The organism is Actinoallomurus purpureus (genome assembly GCF_024055795.1).
Taxonomy (GTDB): domain Bacteria; phylum Actinomycetota; class Actinomycetes; order Streptosporangiales; family Streptosporangiaceae; genus Actinoallomurus; species Actinoallomurus purpureus.
Genome location: NZ_JAMXMY010000003.1, coordinates 54,221 through 73,912 on the forward strand (window position 1 = coordinate 54,221; position 19,692 = coordinate 73,912).

Annotated in this window: 15 protein-coding genes; 10 read left to right on the plus strand and 5 right to left on the minus strand. The window is 73.4% G+C overall.

The features are described from left to right. Positions 1–6 precede the first annotated feature (6 nt). From NE236_RS08075 to NE236_RS08085, 3 genes are read left to right on the plus strand one after another with little or no spacing between them, the layout of a single operon-like run. Positions 7–975 (plus strand): phosphotriesterase family protein, encoded by a 969-nt coding sequence (locus NE236_RS08075; RefSeq protein ID WP_252841221.1) that lies wholly within the window; start codon positions 7–9, stop codon positions 973–975. Beyond that, complete coding sequence (locus NE236_RS08080; RefSeq protein WP_252841222.1) at positions 972–2,201, plus strand: cytochrome P450; 1,230 nt, start codon at positions 972–974, stop codon at positions 2,199–2,201. Before NE236_RS08075 ends, NE236_RS08080 begins: the two co-directional genes overlap by 4 nt. Positions 2,202–2,203: 2 nt before the next feature. Next, positions 2,204–3,019, plus strand: a complete 816-nt coding sequence (locus tag NE236_RS08085; RefSeq protein WP_252841223.1) for an SDR family NAD(P)-dependent oxidoreductase — start codon at positions 2,204–2,206, stop codon at positions 3,017–3,019. A gap of 25 nt (positions 3,020–3,044) precedes the next feature. Here the strand turns inward: NE236_RS08085 and NE236_RS08090 are convergent, their stop codons facing one another. Next, the gene (locus tag NE236_RS08090) at positions 3,045–6,296 is read right to left on the minus strand and encodes an ATP-binding protein (RefSeq protein ID WP_252841224.1); all 3,252 of its coding nucleotides are present in this window, start codon (positions 6,294–6,296) and stop codon (positions 3,045–3,047) included. A gap of 194 nt (positions 6,297–6,490) precedes the next feature. On the opposite strand from NE236_RS08090, the gene NE236_RS08095 reads away from it, so the two are divergent. Further along, a complete protein-coding gene (locus tag NE236_RS08095) occupies positions 6,491–7,993 on the plus strand; it encodes an FAD-dependent monooxygenase (protein ID WP_252841557.1) in 1,503 nt (500 codons plus the stop codon). Between the two features lie 60 nt (positions 7,994–8,053). After that, on the plus strand, positions 8,054–8,716 hold the full coding sequence (locus NE236_RS08100) for an SGNH/GDSL hydrolase family protein (RefSeq protein ID WP_252841225.1): 663 nt from the start codon (positions 8,054–8,056) through the stop codon (positions 8,714–8,716). Positions 8,717–8,814: 98 nt separating this feature from the next. On the opposite strand, the gene NE236_RS08105 is transcribed toward NE236_RS08100, so the two are convergent. The 4 genes from NE236_RS08105 to NE236_RS08120 form a co-directional block, all read right to left on the minus strand. Further along, complete coding sequence (locus tag NE236_RS08105; protein WP_252841226.1) at positions 8,815–9,780, minus strand: Gfo/Idh/MocA family protein; 966 nt, start codon at positions 9,778–9,780, stop codon at positions 8,815–8,817. 114 nt (positions 9,781–9,894) lie between these two features. Next, entirely contained in the window at positions 9,895–11,328 is a 1,434-nt protein-coding gene (locus NE236_RS08110; RefSeq protein WP_252841227.1) for an aldehyde dehydrogenase, read from the minus strand. An 89-nt stretch (positions 11,329–11,417) separates the two neighbouring features. After that, on the minus strand, positions 11,418–12,188 hold the full coding sequence (locus tag NE236_RS08115; protein WP_252841228.1) for an ABC transporter permease: 771 nt from the start codon (positions 12,186–12,188) through the stop codon (positions 11,418–11,420). Continuing rightward, positions 12,185–13,087, minus strand: coding sequence for an ATP-binding cassette domain-containing protein (locus NE236_RS08120; RefSeq protein ID WP_252841229.1), 903 nt, complete (start codon positions 13,085–13,087; stop codon positions 12,185–12,187). The genes NE236_RS08115 and NE236_RS08120 overlap by 4 nt, the downstream gene beginning before the upstream one ends. 168 nt (positions 13,088–13,255) lie before the next feature. Here NE236_RS08120 and NE236_RS08125 point away from each other — a divergent pair, with 168 nt between their 5' ends. The 5 genes from NE236_RS08125 (at position 13,256) to NE236_RS08145 (ending at position 19,677) form a co-directional block, all read left to right on the plus strand. Beyond that, on the plus strand, positions 13,256–14,434 hold the full coding sequence (locus NE236_RS08125; RefSeq protein WP_252841230.1) for a sensor histidine kinase: 1,179 nt from the start codon (positions 13,256–13,258) through the stop codon (positions 14,432–14,434). After that, positions 14,431–15,105, plus strand: a complete 675-nt coding sequence (locus NE236_RS08130; RefSeq protein WP_252841231.1) for a response regulator — start codon at positions 14,431–14,433, stop codon at positions 15,103–15,105. The genes NE236_RS08125 and NE236_RS08130 overlap by 4 nt, the downstream gene beginning before the upstream one ends. A 114-nt stretch (positions 15,106–15,219) precedes the next feature. Then, a complete protein-coding gene (locus NE236_RS08135) occupies positions 15,220–15,375 on the plus strand; it encodes a hypothetical protein (RefSeq protein ID WP_252841232.1) in 156 nt (51 codons plus the stop codon). Between the two features lie 143 nt (positions 15,376–15,518). Further along, positions 15,519–16,652: an exonuclease SbcCD subunit D gene (locus NE236_RS08140; RefSeq protein WP_252841233.1), complete on the plus strand. Its 1,134-nt coding sequence runs from the start codon at positions 15,519–15,521 to the stop codon at positions 16,650–16,652. A gap of 46 nt (positions 16,653–16,698) precedes the next feature. Then, positions 16,699–19,677, plus strand: coding sequence for an AAA family ATPase (locus NE236_RS08145; protein WP_252841234.1), 2,979 nt, complete (start codon positions 16,699–16,701; stop codon positions 19,675–19,677). Positions 19,678–19,692 lie beyond the last annotated feature (15 nt).

Below are 19,692 nucleotides of genomic sequence, written 5' to 3' on the forward strand. Positions count from 1 at the left end.
AGTGAGATGAGTCCGGTGCAGACCGTGCGCGGCCCGGTGGCCGACCCCGGGGCGACGCTCATGCACGAGCACGTCTTCGGCCTCAGTCCGGAGATCCTCTGGAACTGGCCCGACATTCCCGAGGGCTGGGACCTGGAAGAACGCGCCCGCGAGGCCGCCGGAAAGCTGAACGAGCTGAAGGCCGCCGGCATCGACACGATCGTCGACCTCACCGTCGTCGGGCTGGGACGGTACGTCCCGGCCGTGCAGCGCGTGGCCGAGCAGACCGACGTCCACATCGTCGCGGCGACCGGCCTGTACACCTACGACGCCCTGCCGCCGTACTTCGGCAACCGCGGACCCGGCACGCTGTTCGGCGGGCCGGACCGGCTGGCCGAGTTCTTCGTCCGCGACATCACCGACGGCATCGGCCGTACGGGCGTGCGGGCGGGCATGCTCAAGTGCGCCACCGGGCGGCAGGGGATCACACCCGGCGTGGAGCGGGTGATGCGCGCGGTCGCCGAGGCGCACCGCGCCACGGGCGTGCCGATCACCACCCACAGCGAGTCGGCCACCCGCAACGGGCTCGACCAGCAGAAGCTCCTCGCGGCCGAGGGCGTGGACCTGGACCGCGTGGTGATCGGCCACGCCGGCGACTCCACGGACCTGGCCTACCTGGAGGAGCTCATCGCCAACGGCTCGTACATCGGCATGGACCGGTTCGGCATCGAGTTCACCTCGTTCGAAGACCGGGTCGCGACGGTCGCCGCGCTGTGCGAGCGCGGCCACGCCGGGCGGATGGTGCTGTCCCACGACTCGTACTGCTTCAACGACCGCTTCGACCCCGAGGTCGTACGGCGGCGGCATCCGAACTACCACCTGCTGCACGTCTCACGGGACGTGCTCCCCGCCCTGCGCGAGCGCGGCGTCACCGAGGAACAGATCCACCGGATGCTGGTCGACAACCCACGTCGCATCCTGGGAGGCGGCTCTTGAGTACACCCGAGACGGCGACGGACTTCGACATCACCGCCGACTGGCACGTCGCCGACCCCTACCCGTTCCTGACCCGCCTGCGACACGAGCGGCCGGTGTTCTGGAGCGAGCACCTGCGCATGTGGGTGCTCACCCGTTACGAGGACGTACGCGACGGCTACCGCGACCACCGGCGGTTCTCCTCGATCGGCTCCCTCACCATCTCCCGTACGCTCACCGACGAGGTCAAGGAGTCGCTCGGCGAGCACCGGTCCTTCCTCGACAACTTCGCCGCCAACGTCGACCCGCCGCAGCACACCCGGATCCGCCGGGCCATCTCCCGGGCCTTCACGCCGCGCGCCGTCGACCGGCTGGGCGACGCCTTCGGCACCCAGGTCGACGCCGTACTGGACGCCGTCGAGCAGAGGCGGCACGGCGACCTGGTCGCCGACCTCGCCCACCCGCCGTCGGCCCGGCTGACGGCGGCGTTCATCGGCGTGCCGCCCGAGGACGAGCACCAGGTCAAGCAGTGGGTGTACTCCTGGTTCCAGTTGTTCCTGTCGCCGCAGCCGCCCGCCCGTCAGCGGGAGCTGGCCCAGGAGTTCCTCAAGTACCTCGACTACGTCGACCGCCTCGTCACCGAACGCCGCGCCGAACCCCGTGACGACTTCGCCGGGCTCATGGCGGGCCTGATCGACACCGGCCCGGACGGCCTGTCGCACCGGGAGGTCGTCGAGACCATCAGCGCGCTGCTGCTCGGCGGCAACGACACCGTGCCGAACGGCCTGTGCAACGCCGTCCATCGGATGCAGCGGGATCGCATGTCGTGGGAGGCGGTCGTCGCCGACCCCGGGCTCATCCCCAACATGATCGAGGAGACGCTCCGCATGGACGGCGCCAGCCTCGGCAGCTTCCGCCGCACCACCGAGGACGTCACCCTGCACGGCGTCACGATCCCGGCCGGGTCGGAGGTCTTCCTGCACGCCGACTCCGCGAGCCACGACGAGACGGTCTTCCCCGACCCCGAGCGGTTCGACGTCCACCGCGCCAACGCCCGCGACCACATGGTCTTCGGGTACGGCATCCACCACTGCGTCGGCGCGGCGCTCTCCCGCCTCGAACTCCGCATCGCCCTGGAGCGGATCGCCGCCCGGATGCCCGGCCTGCGCCTCACGCCGGACCAGGAGATCGGCTACCGCAAGAGCCTGGTCGGCCGCGGGCTGCCCCGGCTCCTCGTCGAGTGGTGACCGTGCCGGGGGAGAGGTTCACCGGCCGGGTGGCGCTGATCACGGGCGGCGGCTCGGGCATCGGCCGCGCCGTCGCGGTGCGCCTGGCGGCCGAGGGCGCGCGGGTGGCGGTCGCCGACATCCGGTACGACACCGCCCGAGAGACGGCGGAGATCCTGGAAAAGGCGGGCGCGACGGCCCTCGCCCTGGCCGCCGACGTGAGCGACGAGGAGGCCGTACGCCGGATGGTGGCCGACACCGTACGGGAGTTCGGGCGCCTCGACGTGCTGCACAACAACGCCGCCGCCCTCGGCCGCGAGGTCTACGGCCGTGACCTCGACCTCACCACCATGGACGTCGAGGTCTGGGACCGCACCCTCGCGGTGAGCCTGCGCGGCGCGATGCTGGGCTGCAAGTACGCCGTGCCCGTGATGCGCGACGGCGGCGCGATCGTCAACACGTCGTCGGTGTCGGGCCTGCTCGGCGACACCGACCACGCGGCGTACGGCTCCGCCAAGGCCGCCCTGACCTCGCTCACCCGCTACGTCGCGACCATGTACGGCGCGCGCGGCGTCCGCTGCAACGCCGTCGCCCCCGGCCTCGTCCTGACCGACGTCGCCCGCGCCGTGATGACGCCCGAACGCCTCGCGGAGAAGGCCGCCGAGCGTGTCCTGCCCCACGCCGCCGAACCCGCGGACGTCGCGGCCCTGGTCGCCTTCCTCGCCTCCGACGAGGCCCGCTGCATCACCGGCCAGACCGTCGTCATCGACAGCGGCACCACCGTTCACCGCCCCGAACACGCCATCCGCCAGGCGTTCGGAACCGGTACCGACATGTAGTCGAGTGTGGGGCGAGCCCGTGGAATCAGCCGGGATCTGGGTGAGCCGTCCTGAGTTCCCGGCGCAGCCGGGCCGGGTCGACTTCGGTCACGGCCGTCTTCCGGTCCAGCTCCCAGCCTTCGGCGTACGCCGCGGCGAAGGCTTCCTCGCCCAGCGCGGCCCGCCCTCGGCGGGTGAGCTCGCGAACCTGCCGATCGGTGCGGTCGTGAGCGCCGCGCAGCCGTGAGGCGGCGCCGAGCAGGACGGCCACGTCACGGTACCGCCCGTACAGCGCGGCGAGGCCGGCCACGGTCACCGCCACCGTCGCCAGGATCGGCATGTCCCTGCTGTCGACCGCCGCCGCGTACGCCCCGCTCAGCGCCTCCTCGGCGCCCGGCCCGTCGCCGAGCTCGAGACAGAGCGCTCCCCGCGCCCTGCCGATCAGCACCTGCCCGTGGTCGCCGCCGAACGGGAGCTGCTCGGACAGCCCGGCCTCGGCCGACTCGACCAGCTCGCGCGCCCGGTCCAGGTCACCGGCCCGCACCCACAGGCCGGCCTCCAGCGCGTCGAGCAGAATCGCCATCTCGGGCGACGCCGAGCGCAGCACGCGCTCCCGGGTCGCGGCGATCATCTCGGTCGCCCGCGCGGTCTCGTCGAGCCGCACGTCCAGGTCGATCCAGCGCAGGTCGATGAAGATCTCGTCGCTGAGGCTGAGCGACCCGAACTCGCGGGCCAGCCGTTTGGCCTCGTTCAGGTCGGCCAGCGCGCCGTCGAGATCGCCGTCGTACTGCCGCAGCAGCGCGCGCAGCGGCAGCGTCGTGGCCAGGCCCCAGCGGTCGCCCGCCCGGGCGAAGCATTCCAGGGCGGCGGTCACGTCGCTGCGGACCTGGTCGAGGCGGCCCTCGTTCTCGGCGAACTGGGCCCGGAACATGCGGGCCAGCCCGGCCAGCCACACGTCCGGCCCGTCGACCAGCCGCTGGATGATCGTCGGCGACGCCTCGGTCAGGGAGGCCAGCCTGACCGCGGTCAGCGCGCCGCCGACGCCCGGCAACTCCGGATGGCTCAGCAGCCGGTCGGTGAGCGCCCGCAGCTCCTTGATCGAGTCGTCGTCCGGCGCGCTCTGGGCGGCGATGGTGTTGAGCAGCAGCACCCCCTCGGCGATGTCGCGCTCCACACTCGGCCGCTCGACCGGCAACGCGACCGCCTCGCCGAGCCAGTAGGCCGCGTCGGGGTGCCGGCCGAGCATCTGCCAGTACCAGGTCAGGTTTACCGCGAGCCCGATCGCGCCGACGGCGTCGCCGGTGTCACAGAGGTGGCGCAGGGCGGCGAGCACGTTGTCGTACTCGGCGCGCAGCACGTGGAGTGCGTCGAGCTGCTCGGGGCCGCGCAGCAGCAGGTCGTAGCGGGCGACCAGCTTGGTGAGGTAACGGGCGGCCAGGTCCCGCACGCCGGTCAGGGTGCCCTGCCCGGCCAGGCTCTCCAGGCCGTACTCGCGGATCGTCTCCAGCATCCGGTACCGGCCGGTGTCCGGCGCGAGCTGCAGCAACGACCGGTCGACCAGGCCCGCGAGCAGCTCCGGGATCTCGGCGGCCGGCACCGCGGTGCCGGCACAGACCGCGGTGGCCGAGGCCGGCGTGACGCCGCCGGGCAGGACCGAGATCCGCTCCGCGACCGTACGCGCGTCCGCGCCGAGCAGGTCCCAGCTCCACGCGATGACCGCCCGCAGCGTGCGGTGCCGCGGGAAGGCGGTCCGGCTGCCGGTGGTGAGCAGGCGGAACCGGTCGGACAGGCCGGCGGCCAGGTCGGCCAGCGAGAGCGTACGCAGGCGGGCCGCGGCCAGCTCGAGCGCGAGCGGCATGCCGTCCAGGCCGCGGACGATGCGCAGCACCTCGCCGAGGTTGTGCTCGTCGACGTCGAACCCGGGCCGCACGGCCGCCGCCCGCTCGGTGAACAGGCGCACCGACGCCGTACGGCGGGCCTGCTCGACGCCGTCGTCCGGCTCGGGCAGGGTGAGCGGGCCGAGCGGGACCAGGGCCTCGCCGTCGACCGCGAGGGGTTCGCGGCTGGTGGCCAGCACCCGCAGCCCGGAGCAGCGGGACAGCAGCGCCGAGATCAGGTGCGCCACGGCGTCGATAAGGTGCTCGCAGTTGTCCACCACGAGCAGGCTCTCCCGGCCGCCGAACTGGTCGGCCAGCACGTCCAGCTCGCAGACCAGCTCGCCGCGCAGCTTGGCCGAAGCCTCGAACAGCGCCGAGCCGCGCAGCCCGATCCCGGCGAGCACGGCCGCGCCGACCTTGGCCGGCTCGGTGACCGAGGCCAGGTCGATCATCCAGGCGCCGTCGCGGTACTCGTGGCGGTGGCGGCGGGCGGCCTCGACGGCGAGGCGCGTCTTGCCGGCGCCGCCGGGACCGAGCACGGCGACCAGGCGCCCGGCGGCGAGCAGCGTGTCGATCCGGGCGAGGTCGTCGTCGCGCCCGATGAAGCTGGTCAGCGGCGCGGGCAGGTTACTCGGCCTGGTCCGCGCGGCGTCGGCGGCCGGGGCGGGCCGCTCGGCGCGCAGCAGGCGCAGGTGGCGCTCTTGCAGGGCGGTGCCCGGGCCGGTGCCGAGGACGTCGGCCAGGGTTTCGCGGACCCGCTCGTACAGGGCCAGGGCTTCGGCCTGGCGCCCCTGGGCGGCGAGCGCGTCCATGAGCAGCGCGGCCGCCCGCTCGTGGACCGGCTGCTCGGCGAGCAGGGCGGCCAGGCGGGCGGCGGCCGCGTCGGCACGGCCCAGGGACAGCTCGGCGTCGGCGAGGTCGGCGACGGCCTCGACCGAGGCGTGGGCCAGCCGGGTCGCGGCGGCGGGCGCGACCGCGGCGACGACCGTGGGCTCGGCGCCGGGACGGTCGCCCCACAGCGCCACGGCCTCGCCGAGCAGCGCCGCCGCGGCGTTCGGGTCGCCGGCGCGCAGCCGGTCACGGCCGGCGGCGGCCAGTTGCTCGAACCGCAGCGCGTCCACGTCGGCCGCGTCCACGGCCAGCCGGTAGCCGCCCGCGACCTGGGAGACGTCGCCGGCCGAGCCGAGGGTCCGGCGCAGCCGCGAGACGAGGGCCTGCAGAGCGTGGGCAGGGCCGGCCGGCGGGTCCTCGGCCCAGATCGCGTCGACCAGGGCGCTCTGCTCGACCGCGCGCCCGCCGGCGAGCGCCAGCCGTACGACCAGACCCCGCAACCGCGCACCCGGAACGGCCAGGTCGGCGTCACCGCGAGACACCTGAAAGGCACCGAGCAGCGTGACGCGAAGCCGCCCATCCCCGTCCATCCCCCGATCTTCGCGCGCACCCCCTCGGGCCCCCAAATCAGGGCGTCGCAGGACGAGAGCGTCAGACCCGTGTCAGCGCCGTGTGCGCCCCGTGTCAGCGCCGTGTGCGCCCCGTGTGAGCGGCCCGCGTCAGTCTTTGCGTGCCTCAGAGAAGAGGCTTCGGAAAGGGAGTTCTCGTGCATGACGTAGTGATCGTGGGCGCCGGCCCGGTCGGTCTGTTCCTCGCCTGCGAGCTTGGCCTCGCGGGCTGCTCTGTCCTGGTGCTCGAGCGGGAGCCGGAGCCCCGCTCCCCGTGGAAGGCGAACCCGCTCGGCATGCGGGGCCTGTCCGCCGCGTCGGTCGAGGCGTTCTACCGCCGCGGGATGCTGCACCCGCTGCTGACGGCGTCGGGCGTGGGCGACGATCCCGGCGCGAACCCCGACGCGGACGAGCCGCCACCCCCTCGCAGCGCGGGCCACTTCGCCGGCATGGTGCTCGATCCGGCCAAGGTCGACGTCGCCGCCCTGCCGTTCCGGCTTGCCGGCCCGGCCCTGGAGGGCGTGTTGACAAGCCTCGAAGCGGTCGAGACGGTGCTGTCCGAGCGGGCATCCAAACTCGGCGTGGAGGTCAGGCGCGGCGTCACGGTCTCAGCAATCGCGCAGAACGATGCGAGCGTGGTCGCGCACGCCGGCGAGCACGAGTACGCGGCGCGCTGGCTCGTCGGCTGCGATGGCGGACGCAGCGCGGTGCGCGGGCTCGCGGGCTTCGAGTTCGTCGGCACCGAGCCGCAGTTCACCGGCTACACCATGCACGCCACCATCGCCGATCCCGAGAAGCTGCGCCCTGGGTTCAATCCGACGCCGACCGGCATGTACCTCCAGACGCCCCTGAAAGGGCACGTCGGCATGATGGACTTCGACGGCGGCGCGTACGATCGCTCGCAGCCGCCGACTCGCGAACATCTCCAGGCGGTTCTGCGCCGTGTATCCGGCACCGACGTGACACTGAGCGACGTCCATCTCGCCTCCAGCTTCACCGATCGGGCGATGCAGACGACGACCTACCGGCAGGGACGCGTCCTGCTCGCGGGCGACGCCGCTCACATCCACTCTCCCCTCGGAGGGCAGGGACTCAACCTCGGCATCGGCGACGCCATGAACCTGGGATGGAAGCTCGCGGCGACCGTGCACGGGTACGCGCCGGACGGGCTTCTCGACACCTACACCCGCGAGCGCCATCCGTTCGGCGCATGGGTGCTCGACTGGTCGCGCGCCCAGGTGGCGGCCATGAGGCCGGACCCGCATGCCCAGGCGATCCAAGGAGTGATTCGCGACCTGATCGGGACCCGCGACGGAACGACCTACGTGTTCGACAAGGTGTCGGGATCGTCGATCCGCTACGACCTTGGCAGCGAGCAGCCGCTGGTCGGCCGCAACGCCCCGGACCTTCGTCTTGAGGACGGCACTCGCCTCGGCGACCTGATGCAGGATGGACGAGGCGTCGCGCTCGATCTCAGCATCGACCGATGCCTGCACGGTTCGGCGATGGGCTGGGAGAGCCGGATCCGGTATGTCGCCGGGCCGGCCAGAAACGACCTCGGATTCGGTGCCGTGCTCGTCCGACCTGACGGCATAGTCGCCTGGGCAGGCGATCGCGACCCTGACCGTGAAGCGTTCGAGCGGGCCGCCGCCCACTGGTTCGGTAGTCCGGCGCTCTGAAGCAGACACCACGTAATCGATGTGGAATTTCCTTTCCTCAACCGAGTTCCAGGAGCGCACATGACGATCACCCTCCGACCGGGAAGCACCGTGATGTTCACCGGCGATTCGATCACCGACTGCCAACGGCTGGAGAGCGAACAGGGCCTCGGGTTCGGCTACCCGCTGCGCATCGCGGGCGAGTGGGGACTCCGGCACCCGGACCGGGCCGTGACCTGGCTGAACTCCGGGATCGCGGGCAACAAGGTGATGGACCTCGAAGCCCGATGGCAGGCGGACGTGCTCGACGCGCGCCCGGACGTGGTGTCGGTCCTCGTCGGCGTCAATGACGTCGGCTGGCACACGTACGACCCGGACGGCTACGTGATCCCCGCGGAGGACTACGCGGCAGGTTACGACCGCCTGCTCGCGCCCCTCGCCGAGACCGGCGCCGACCTGATCCTCATCGAGCCGTTCCTCCTGCCGATTCGCGGCGGTCTCGAGGTCGGCGACGCGCACCTCGACCTTGAGGACCAGAAGAAGTGGCGCGCCGACCTGGACCCGAAGATCCAGGTCGTGCGCGAGCTCGCCCGCGAGTACGGCGCGCACCTGCTCGCCGCTGACGGCATGTTCGCCGAGCTCGCCGCGACGACCGGGCCGGAGTACTGGGCTGCGGACGGCGTACACCCGACGCCGGCCGGCCACACCGCACTCGCGGCGGCCTGGCTGCGCCTGGTCGCGTGACCGGTCCTCACGATCGCCCGCGACACGGGCGATCGTGAGGAGCTTCACCGGCCTTCAGCGAGGAGTGCTGAACGGTCTCATTTCAGCACGTCAATGCGTCAGGTCGCGGGCGTGAGGCGGGCGGCGATCTGGTCGAGGGTGCGGGCGATGGCGACGGTCTCGTCGAGGGGCATGGCGGGTGACTCGGTCAGACCGGCTTCGAGGCAGCGGGCGACCGCCTCGGCCTGGTAGGTGAAGCCGTGGCCGGGCAGGTCGGCGGTGAACGCCTCCGGCTCCGCGCCGGTCCGGTGCAGGGTCATGGCGGACGGCCGCCACGCCGGCGCCGCGACCTCGATGCGCCCGGTCGTGCCGACGACCGTCGCGGTCTGGGGTGAGTCGGCCAGCAGGCCGCAGTGCAGCAGCGCCACCGCGCCGGATGCGTAGCCGAGCAGGATGCCGGTGTTGGCGTCGACGCCGGTCGGCGCGCTCGTCGTGACCGCCTGCACGCCGTCCGGCTCGCCGAGCAGCATCCAGGCGAAGGACACCGGGTAGACGCCCAGGTCGAGCAGGGCCCCGCCGGCCAGCTCGGGCGCCCAGAGCCGGTGCTCCGGGTCGTACTCCGCGGCGAAGGAGAAGTCGGCGTACACCGCCTTCACCTCGCCGATCGCACCCTCGGCCACCAGTTCGCGCAGTCGGGTGACGATCGGGTTGAACCGCGTCCACATCGCCTCCATGGCGAACAGGCCGCGGTCGCGCGCGAGGGCGACGAGCTTCTCCGCGTCCGCCGCGCTGGTGGTGAACGGCTTCTCCACCAGCACGCCGCGCCCGGCCTCCAGGCAGACGCGGGCCGCGTCGTAGTGGCCGCTGTGCGGCGTCGCGACGTACACGACGTCGACCCGGTCGTCGGCCGCGAGCTCGGCGTACGACCCGTACGCACCGTCGATGCCGTAGCGGTCGGCGAACGCCTGAGCGGTGTGCGGCGCGCGGGAGCCGACCGCCGCCACCTTGTGGCCGAGCAGGAGCAGATCCTCGGTGAACGTCCGCGCGATGCCGCCGGTCCCGAGAATTCCCCACCGAATCGTCATGAGCGGGATCGTACGGGTTCGCGGGCCTGCGGGTGAATCCGCGCCGGGGGCCGTCGCGATGAAACGCCGTGCGGCCCTCGTCCAGCGCCGGACGAGGGCAACGGCTTCCGCGCGTCAGACCATGCGGGCGATCGACTTGTACTCCAGGTAGGCGGCCAGGCCCTCCGGGCCGAGCTCGCGGCCGACGCCGCTGGACTTGTAGCCGCCGAACGGCGACGAGGACTCGATCATGTACATGTTGACCCCGTACGTGCCGGTGCGGACCTGGCGGGCGATCTCCAGGCCGCGGTCGTTGTCGGCCGTCCAGACCGTCCCCGCCAGGCCGTACTCGCTGTCGTTGGCGATCCGCACCGCGTCCGCCTCGTCCTCGTACGGGATCACCGCCAGGACGGGGCCGAAGATCTCCTCGCGCGCGATCCGCATGTCGTTCGTGACGTCGGCGAAGACGGTGGGCGTGACGTACCAGCCGCGGTCGTACGGCCGGCCGGAACCGCCGAGCGCGACCTTGGCGCCCTCCTCCTGGCCGATCCGAACGTAGCCCTCGACGCGTTCCTGCTGGCGCTTGGCGACGAGTGGGCCGATCTCGGTGGCCGGGTCGGCCGGGTCGCCGACCTTCATGCCGCGTACGGTCTCGGCGAGCGCGTCCACGACCTCGTCGTAGCGGTCGCGGGAGGCGAGGATCCGGGTCTGGGCGACGCACGCCTGGCCGTTGTTCATCAGTGACGCCATCTTGAGCCAGCCCATCGTCGCGGCGAGGTCGGCGTCGTCGAGGATGATGGCCGCAGACTTGCCGCCGAGTTCGAGCGTGCAGCGCTTCAGCTGCTCGCCGCAGATCGCGCCGATCCGCCGCCCGGCCGCGGTCGACCCGGTGAAGGCGACCTTGTCGATGTCCGGGTGGCGCACGAGGTGCTCTCCGGCCTCCCGCCCGGCGGCGACGATGCTGACCACGCCCCTGGGCACGCCGGCCTCGTTCAGCAGCTCGGCGAGGACGTACCCGTCGAGCGGCGTCTCGGGCGCCGGCTTGATCACGACGGTGCAGCCGGCGATCAGCGCCGGGGCGAGCTTGAGCGCGATGATGAACTGCGGGACGTTCCACGGCACGATCGCGGCGACGACGCCGACCGGCTCGCGGCGCACCGTGACCGGGCCGAACATGCCCGCGCGCTCCTCCTCCCACGCGAAGTCCTTGCCGAACTCGGCGAAATGGGCGTACACCGCGTGGGCCTGCCCCGTCTGGCCGAGCTGGGAGAACGTGATGGGGGAGCCCATCTCGGCGGTGATCAGCTCCGACAGGTCGCCGAGGCGTTCGGCGTACAGCTCGGTCAGCCGGGCGACGACGGCGGCGCGCTCGGCGGGCGCCATGCGCGGCCACGGCCCGTGGTCGAAGGCCTCCCGCGCCGCCGCGACGGCCCGGTCCATGTCCTCGGGCGTCGCCTCGGGGACCCGGCCGATCACCTCTTCGGTATGGGGGGAGACGACGTCGATGGTGCCGGTGCCGGCGGGCGCGACCCACTCGCCGCCGATGTAGAGCCGATCGTGTTCACGCATGCCGTACCTCCGGAGGCGGGAGGAGCTTTGACCGAGTGCTTGCTTGGTATCTTCTCCATCCAGTCGCCCCTTGTCCACCGTGGCCTCCGTCACGGCACGTCCCGCCGGGCCAGCGCGATCCCGGCCGCACCGAGGGGGACGGCGATGTACGCGGCCATCACCATGACCGCGGCCGCCGGAGGCAGGCCCGTCCCGTAGATCGTATGCTGTCCGCCGGTCCCGGCGATCTCGTCGACGAGGGCCCCCGGCATCAGCGAACCGATCCGGTCGTGCCACGGCTCCGGGAGGAGCTGAAGGAGCACCGGCACGATGTGCCACAGCCCGGCCACGACCACGATGGCCCCGGCGGTGGAGCGCAGCAGCGTGCCGACACCCAGCCCGATGAGTGCGAACACCATCACGAGCACCCCCATCGTCACGATCCTGCCGACGTGCGTCTCCTGCCCCTGGATGGGCCGGTCGCCGATGATCAGCCGGCCGGCCGCGAGCGTCGCGAACCCGGCGGCCTCCCCGGTGACGAGCGCGACGGCGCCGACGACGCCCGCCTTCGCGGCGAGGACCGTACGCCGCCGGGGCACCACCATGAGGGTCGCCCGGAGCATCCCCGTGGAGTACTCGGAGGTGATCGCCAGCACGCCGAGCACCCCCATGACGAGGTTGGCCACCCAGCACGCCAGGTCGGGCAGCGGGGTCAGCGCGAAGGCCGCCCGCCGCGCGGGCGGCAGGCCGTCCCAGGCCCCCGCCGAGTACCACGCCAGGAGGGCCATGAGACCGACGATCAGGGCCACCCCTCCGAGGCAGTACCAGGTCGACCGGGCGGTACGGAGTTTGAGCCACTCGGCCGCGAGCGTGTCGGTCATCGTGCTGCTCCGTACTCGACGCTGTCGGCGGTCAGCGCCATGTACGCCTCTTCGAGTGAGGCGCTGCGCGGGGTGACCTCGTGGACGGGGATGGCGTGCCGGGCGGCCAGCTCGCCGATCCGGACGGGGTCCAGCCCCTTCACGGCCAAGGCGCCGTCGGCCTCGACGACGACGGACGCCCCGGCGGCCTCGAGCGCGCGGGCCAGTTCGGGTGTGCGGCCGGTGCGCACGAGAACGCCGCGCTGGAAACGCTCGGCGAGCTCCCGCACCGTCGTGTCCGCGATCAGTCGCCCGCGCCCGATGACGACGAGGCGATCGGCGGTGAGCTGCATCTCGCTCATCAGATGGCTGGAGATCAGCACCGTGCGTCCCTCGGCGGCCAGCGAGCGCATCAGCTCGCGGATCCAGCGGACGCCCTCCGGGTCGAGCCCATTGACCGGCTCGTCGAACATCAGCACGCCGGGATCGCCGAGGAGCGCCGCCGCGATGCCCAGCCGTTGCCGCATGCCGAGGGAGAAGCCGCCGATCCGCTTACGGCCGACGCCCGCGAGACCGACCTGTTCCAGCACGGCCGCGACCCGCGCGGTCCCGATCCGGTTCGTGCGCGCCAGGCAGCGCAGATGGTCGAACGCGGTCCGCCCGCCGTGCGCGGCGCCCGCGTCGAGCAGCGCCCCGACCTCCCGCATCGGAAACCGCAGGTCGCCATAGCGGCGGCCGTTCACGAGGGCGGTGCCGGCCGTGGGGGCGGACAGTCCCAGCAGGACGCGCATCGTGGTGGACTTGCCCGCGCCGTTCGGGCCGAGGAAGCCGGTCACGCACCTCGGTTCGACCTGGAAGGACAGCCGGTCGACGGCGAGGGCGTCGCCGTACCGCTTGGTCAGTTCGTTCACTTCGATCACGGTCTCGACGCTGCCGTACGGCGGGCCGCCGGCGCTTCGGAGCGGCGGCCGAATCGTGGCCTCCGCCCGCGCGCGTACGACAGGTCCCGGAGGGCGGCCCGATCCGACCAGGGGATGAGGGACTCCGGTCGGAGGCGGGTACGGGCGCGGGCCGGTACGGTTCGGGCCGTGCGCGACCCCGATCCACCGCCGGTCTTCCCGCGGCGACTGAGCCGCGGCCGTCTGATCGCCCTCGACGCCGTGGCCGCCGCCGGAGCGACGCTGGTCCTGCTCGGCATCGCCATGGCCCGGCCGGTGGAGCTGCCGGTGTGGGCGACCTGCCTGCTCGTCGGGACCGTCGGGCTGCCGGTCGCCGTACGACGCCTGTGGCCGCTGCCCGTCTTCGGGCTCGTGCTCGCGGCGTCCGTGACGGCGATGTTCCTCGGGATCGGATGGAACGCCCTGTTCCTTCCGGCGTTCGCGTTGTACATGGTCGCGCTGACCGAGCGTCGCCACCCCAGGGAGCCCACCCTCGTCATCGCGGGGATCAGCGCGTTCGGCGTGCTCATGGGGACGATGGCCGGGCCCCGAGACGGCGCCGGGACCGTTGACCTGTTCCTCATCGGCCCGCCGGTGCTGGGCGGGGCGTGGACGATCGGCCGGGCCGTGCGCGAACGCCGCGCGTACGCCGCGCGGGCGGCCGAGCAGCTCGCCGACCGCGCCGTGACCGAGGAGCGCCTGCGGATCGCGCGGGAACTCCACGACGTCGTGTCGCACACCCTCAGCCTGATCGGGGTCAAGGCCGGTGTCGCCGGGTACGTCCTGCGGTCCCGTACCACCGGGGACGCGGGTCCCGACGGAGAGGTGTCCGACGCCCTGCGCGTCATCGAGACGACGAGCCGCGACGCGCTGGTCGAGATGCGCCACATGCTCGGCATGCTCCGCTCCGACGACACGTCCCCCGACCTGCGGCCGGCGCCCGACCTCGCCGGGCTTCCCGAACTCCGCGAACGCGCCGCGACGGCCGGTGTCCGCGTCGACCTGACCGTTCACGGCGTGGACGGGTTGCCCGAGGGGATGGGCCGCTCGGTGTACCGGATCGTGCAGGAGGCGGTGACCAACGTCGTCCGCCACGCGGCTCCCGCGCACTGCCGGGTCATGGTGGAGGGCGACGCGAAAGAGGTGCGGATCCGCGTGACCGACGACGGTCCGGGCGACCGCGTGCTCCCGGGGTCGCCCGGTCACGGCATCATCGGGATGCGGGAACGCGCCCACATGTACGGCGGCACGCTGACGGCCGGGCCGCGTCCCGAGGGCGGGTTCGAAGTGTCGGCCCGCCTGCCCCGCCACGCCTCGGAGGATCCGTGACCGACCCCGTCCGCGTCCTGGTCGCCGACGACCAGGCCCTGCTGCGCGGCAGCTTCCGCGTCCTCGTCGACACCGCCGCCGATCTGGTCACGGTCGGTGAGGCGGGCACCGGGGCGGAGGCCGTCGAGTTCGCGTGTCGTGAGCGGCCGGACGTGGTGCTGATGGACGTCCGCATGCCGGAGATGGACGGCATCGAGGCGACCCGGCGCATCTGCGGTCCGGACGGCCCGCCCGGCGTCCGGGTGCTCATCCTCACGACGTTCGACCTGGACGAGTACGTCCACTCGGCGCTGCGCGCGGGGGCCAGCGGGTTCCTGCTGAAGAACACCCCTCCCGCGGACCTGCTCGCGGGGATCCGCGTCATCGCCTCCGGCGAGGCGCTGCTCGCTCCGGCGGTGACGCGACGGCTCATCGCGGAGTTCGCCCGGCGGCCGGTGCCCGCCCGGCAGCCCGCCCGCGAGCTGGAAGGCCTGACCGAGCGGGAGCGCGAGGTGCTCGTCCTGATCGCCCGCGGCCTGTCCAACGGGGAGATCGCGGCCCATCTGCACCTCAGCCCGGCGACGGTGAAGACGCACGTGGGGAACCTGCTCGCCAAGCTCGGCGCCCGCGACCGCGCCCAGCTCGTGATGGTCGCCTACGAGACCGGGCTGGTCACCCCCAGCGCGCGCTGACCACCTCGTCGACGGCCGCGCGACACGCGCCCCCGGTGGCGATTAAAACGGGTGTGACGTGCGATGATAGAGGCATCCCTTCAACCAAGCAGAGATCTGTCAGTGGATACCGTCATGCCTGAAATCCGTCGAGTCGTCCACCGAATCGTCAACCGCCGCGTCGTCGGGTCCCACCGACTCGTGGCCGACCTGGAGCGGTGGGAGCGGCTCGCCACCCCGGAGGAGCGGGCGCGGCTGCTCGCCAAGTCCGACCTGAGCAAGGCGGCCTGAGCGGGCACTGTCCCGCGGCTGACCTGCCCCCGGCGAGCACACTCGCCGGGGGTCCTTCGTCTCTAGAGGATTAATCTCACTAATGGGACGTAGTGCGGTGTGTGAGCCGCATGTTGTCGGCGGGGCCTGTTAGCTTGCCGGGCATGCCCCGGCTCCTGCACACCTCCGACTGGCACCTCGGGCGGTTCTTCCACCGCGAGGACATGCTCGTCGCGCAGGCGGCGTTCGTCGACCACCTCGTCGAGACCGTCCGGTCCGAGCGGGTCGACTGCGTGCTGGTGTCCGGCGACCTGTACGACCGGGCGCTGCCGCCGGTGGACGCGGTCCATCTGTGCGGCGAGGCGCTGCGGCGGCTGACGGCGGAGAAGGTCCGGGTCGTCGTGATCAGCGGCAACCACGACTCCGCGCGGCGGCTCGGGTTCGGCGCGGACCTGATGGACGCCGCCGGCGCGCACCTGCGCACCGACCCGGAGACGGTGGGCCGGCCGGTGCTCCTCGACGACGGCACCGCGATCTACGGCATCCCCTATCTGGAGCCCGAGGTCGTACGCGGCCGGTGGGAGCTGACCGAGCGCGGGCACACGGCGGCGCTGACCGAGGCGATGCGCCGGATCCGCGCCGACCTCGCGGGGCGGGGCGGCCGGTCGGTGGTCCTGGCGCACGCGTTCGTCACCGGGGGAGAGGCGAGCGACAGCGAGCGCGACATCGCGATCGGCGGGGTGGCGAACGTCCCGATGGGCGTGTTCGAAGGGGTCGACTACGCCGCCCTCGGCCACCTGCACCGTTCGCAGCGCCTGTCCGACACCGTGCGCTACTCCGGCTCCCCGCTGGCCTACTCCTTCTCCGAGGACGAGCACGTCAAGGGCAGCTGGCTGGTCGACCTCGGCGCCACCGTCCACGCCGAGTTCGTCGAGGCGCCGGTGCCCCGCCGGATCAAGCGCATCCCCGGACGCATCGACGACCTGCTCACCGGCGAGCAGTGGGCCGCGTACGAGGACTACTGGCTGCAGATCACGCTCACCGACACCGAGCGTCCCGCAGGCGCGATGGACCGGCTGCGGCGGCGTTTCCCGCACGTGCTCGCCCTGGCCTTCGAGCCGGAGGACACGGTCGACACCGGCGGCCGGTCCTGGGCGGAGCGGATTCAGGGCCGCTCCGACACCGAGATCGCCTGCGACTTCGTCGCGGAGGTGCGCGGCACGCCTCCGGACGAGGCCGAGCGCGCGCTGCTGGACGAGGCGTTCGAGCACCAGCGGCGCGAGGAGGCGGCCCGGTGAGACGCCACGACGACGGTCCGGTGCGAGCCCGCGAGGAGGCGGTCCGGTGAGGCTCCACCACCTGACGATCACCGCGTTCGGTCCGTTCCCCGGCACCGAGCGCATCGACGTCGACACGCTGTCGGACGCCGGCCTGTTCCTCATCAACGGTCCCACCGGCGCCGGGAAGACCAGCGTGCTCGACGCGGTCTGCTTCGCGCTGTACGGCCGGGTGCCGAGCGTCCGCAACGACGCCAGGAACCTCCGCAGCCACCACGCGCCGCCCGACCGCTCTCCCGAGGTCGTCCTGGAGGTGACGATCCGCGGGCGGCGGTTCCGGATCACCCGTTCACCCCGGTGGGACCGCCCGAAGCTGCGCGGCACGGGCACGACGGAGGAGAAGGCCAAGGTCCTGCTCCAGGAGTGGCGCGCCGGGGAGTGGGAGACCTGGTCGACCCGGTTCGACGACGCCGGCCTGAAGATCGGCGATCTGCTCGGCATGTCCGCGGAGCAGTTCTGCCAGGTGGTGCTGCTGCCGCAGGGCGACTTCGCGGCGTTCCTGCGCGCCGACGCCGAGAAACGGCGTGGAGTGCTCGAACGGCTCTTCGCCACCGAGGCCTTCACGCAGGTCGAGAAGTGGCTCGGCGAGCGGCGCCGGGAGACCGGGCGCGAGGCCGACGCCCTCCGCGCGGCGGCCGGGTCCATCGCCGACCGCGCCGCAGAGGCGGCCGGCGCCGAGCGCCCCGACCTCGACCCCGACGCGCTCGCGGCGTGGGCGGTCGAGCTGTCGGTCCACATGGAGGACGTCCGCGCGGCCACCGAGGACCGGGTGGCCGCCGCCGCGAGCGTCCTGTCGGCGGCACGGGCCGCCGCCGAGCACGGCCGCGCCGTCGCCGACCGGCGCGCACGCCGCGCCGACGCCCAGGCCCGGGCCGCGGCGCTGGCCGAGCGGGCCGGCGAACGGGCCACGCTGGCCGACGCCCTGCGCACCGCCGAGCGGGCCCGCCGCGTCCTCCCGCTGCTGCACGCCGCCGAGGCCCGCGCCGCCCGCCGCGACCAGGCCGACGCCGTGGTCGCACGGCAGCGGGACGCCGTCATCCGCCTGGTCCCCGACACCGCCGACGCCGAGGTCATGCGCAAGGAGGAGCGGTCCCGCCGCGAAGAGGTCGCGGTCCTCGAACAGCGGCGCGGCGACGAGCACCGCCTCGCCGTGATCGGCCGCGAGCTGAAGGAGGCGGAGTCGAAGGGCCGCGACCTCGACGCGCGCGAGGCCGAGCTGACCCTCTTCCTCACCGACTCTCCGCGTTATCGCGAGACCCTGACGACCGCGTTGGAGGGCGCACGCGCCCGTCTCGCCACCCGGCCGGTGGCCGAGGCCGCCGTCGACGCCGCCGCGCGTCGTCTGGAGGCCGCCCTGCGGCGCGACGCACTGGAGGCCGCGCTCACGGAGGCCGAGGAGGAGCACCGAGCCGCCACCGACGCCGCCCAGGCGGCGCGTGACGCCTTCCAGGAGATCCGGCAGGCGCGGCTGGAGGGCATGGCCGCCCGGCTCGCGCGGGAGCTGCGGCCCGGCGAGCCCTGCGGGGTCTGCGGATCCACCGAGCACCCGGCCCCCGCGACCTCCGGCGGGCACATCCCGGACGACGACGCCGAGTCGGCCGCCGAGGGCGCGTACGAGCGGGCCCGCGAGCACCGTGAGCGGATCGCCACCCGCCTCGCCGAGCTGCGGGCCGAGCAGGCGGCGGCGGCCAGGGACGCAGGTGACGAGGCCGTCGACGAGCTGCGCACCGCCCTCGCCGCCGCACAGGAAGAGCTGGCCGGCCTAACGGCCGCCGAGGCCGACGTCGAGCGGCTCGAAGAGGACCTCCGGCAGGTCGACGCCGACTACGAGGAGGCCCGCGACCGGCAGGACGAGGTCGTGACCGCGCTCGCGGAGAACCGCGCGCGCCGCGTCGCCCTGACCGCCGAGTCCCTCCGCCTGCGAACCGGCCTCGACGAGGCCCGCGGCGACGACCCGACGCTGGAGGCCCGGATCCGGCGCCTCGACGACGAGGCCGACCTGCTCCGCGACACCGCCACGGCGATCGAGCAGCTCCGCGCGGCCACCGACGACGCCGACGCCGCACGGCGGGAGGCCGCCGACACGGCCGAGGCCGAGGGGTTCCCCTCGGTCGACGCCGTACGCTCCGCCACCCTCGACGACGCCACGCGCGAGGAGCTGACGCGGCGGGCGAAGGCGTACGACGACGAGGAGGCCGGAGTCGCGGCCCTGCTGAACGACGCCGACCTGACCGCGGCCGCCGCCGAGCCGCCGCCCGACCTCGACGCCCTCGAGGCCGAGCTCGCCGACGCCGACCAGACCCACCAGGCCGTCTCCTCGGCCCGCGACCGCGCCCGGCACCACCGCGACCGCCTCACCGCGCTCGCGGCCGAGCTGCGCGAGCACGCCGCCGCCTGGCGTCCCGTCGCCGAGCACCACGAGCTCGTGTCCCGGCTCGCCGCCCTCGCCTCCGGCGACCCGGCGGTGAACACCAAGCGGATGCGGCTGTCGGCGTACGTCCTGGCCGCCCGGCTGGAGCAGGTCGTCGCCGCCGCCAACGAGCGGCTGGCCCGCATGTCCGCGGCCCGCTACATCCTCGAGCACACCGTCGAGCGGGCGGCGGGGGAGAAGGGCCGCCACGGCACCGGCGGTCTCGGCCTGCGCGTCATCGACACCTGGACCGGCCAGCGGCGCGATCCGGCCACCCTGTCCGGCGGGGAGACCTTCATCGCCTCGCTCGCCCTCGCACTCGGCCTGGCCGACGTGGTCACCGCCGAGGCGGGCGGCGCGGAGATCGGCACACTCTTCGTCGACGAGGGGTTCGGCACGCTCGACGAGGAGACCCTCGACGAGGTGATGGACGTCCTGGACGGCCTGCGCGACGGCGGCCGCGCGGTCGGCATCGTCAGCCACGTCGCCGAGCTCCGCACCCGCATCCCCGCCCAGCTCCGCGTCCACAAGACCCGCACCGGCTCGACTTTGGCGGTCACCGGCGTCGGACCCTGAGCGGAGGCACCTGTG